General features: G+C 40.2%; 1 protein-coding gene. It reads left to right on the top strand.

Annotation, left to right across the window (positions count from 1 at the left end):
• Positions 1-1,484, top strand: a 1,484-nt coding sequence (rlmKL, locus tag CXF78_RS00265; RefSeq protein WP_102035660.1) for a bifunctional 23S rRNA (guanine(2069)-N(7))-methyltransferase RlmK/23S rRNA (guanine(2445)-N(2))-methyltransferase RlmL, incomplete at both ends; no start/stop codon positions are given.

The raw sequence follows: 1,484 nt of genomic DNA, 5'->3' as shown, positions 1-1,484 counted from the left end.
CCTGGACTAAAACGTGAGAAATTTGGTTTCGAAAATTGGCAGAGTCACAATAAAGCAATGTGGCAGGTTATTTTTGACGAAGCTCAAGCGCGTGCAACATTGGGCAAAACGCGTTGTAAGCTTAAATTTTACGGTTCAGACATCGAACCTCACCTGATTTCTATCGCTAAGCGTAATGCTGAGAATGCTGGTGTTGCTGAATTAATTGAATTTAGTGTGTCAGATGCGCTCGATGTAACACCTCCTGTAAGTGAAGGCTTTTTGATTTCTAACCCGCCTTACGGTGAGCGTTTGGGTAATGTGACCGAGCTTTTACAACTTTATTACCAACTCGGTGATAAGTTTAAAAAAGAGTTTGGTGGCTGGAAAATAGCTATGTTGTGCAGTGATGTTGAACTTATATCATCGCTTAAACTAAAAGCTGATAAGCAGATGAAAATGTTCAACGGCGCATTAGAATGTGCTTTTAACATTTATACCTTACACGCCAACAGTACCCGCCGCGACGTGCCTGAATTGCCTGAAGGTGTTGATATTATCGACATTGCGCCAGCATTTGCGAATCGTATTAAAAAGAATGTTAAACAGTTTGAGAAATGGGCTAAAAAAGAGCGCATAGACAGTTATCGTTTATATGATGCTGATTTACCTGAATACAACGTCGCCATTGATAGATACGTCGATTATGTTGTTATTCAAGAATATTCAGCTCCAGCAACTATTCCTGAAGCGGTGACCAAACGCCGTATTAGTGATGTGCTATTAGCGTTGCCAGGTGCCTTAGGGATTCATCCTGATCGTATCACCTTGAAAACTCGTGAACGTCAGAAGGGTGCTAACCAGTATCAAAAAATTGACGAACGTAAAGTAGAAGTTATCACTGAAGAATATGGTGCTAAATTTAAACTTAACTTAACCGGTTATCTCGATACTGGTTTGTTTCTCGATCACCGTGTTACACGTAAATTGGTTGGCGATAAAGCTAAAGGCAAAAATGTCCTCAATTTATTCGCTTACACGGGGTCTGCATCAGTCCATGCTGCGATTGGCGGAGCTAAATCAGTTACCACCATCGACATGTCTAATACCTACATCAATTGGGCCAAAGAAAACTTTGCCTTAAATGGTTTGTCTGGTGCTAAATACGATTTTATTCAGGCAGACTGTTTGCAGTGGATAAAAGATAATAGTCATCAAAAATATGAACTCATTTTTATCGACCCACCGACGTTTTCAAATTCAAAACGTATGGAAGACAGTTGGGATGTGCAACGCGACCATGCAGAGATGTTGGGCGGGTTAATTAAGTTGCTTTCTCCAAATGGCGAGCTTATTTTCTCAAATAACAAACGTAAATTTAAAATGGATATCGAAGCGTTGAACCAAGCTGGTATCGACGTGACTAATATCGACCATTTATGTTTACCGCTGGATTATAAACGTAATCCACATATCCATAATGTGTGGCTACTGACACATGCAAA

Origin of the sequence: Shewanella sp. 11B5 (assembly GCF_002836795.1) — a bacterium.
In the GTDB taxonomy this organism is placed as follows: Bacteria; Pseudomonadota; Gammaproteobacteria; order Enterobacterales; family Shewanellaceae; genus Shewanella; species Shewanella frigidimarina.
Note: the sequence above shows the minus strand (reverse complement) of the source record. Positions and strands in the feature narration are given on the sequence as shown.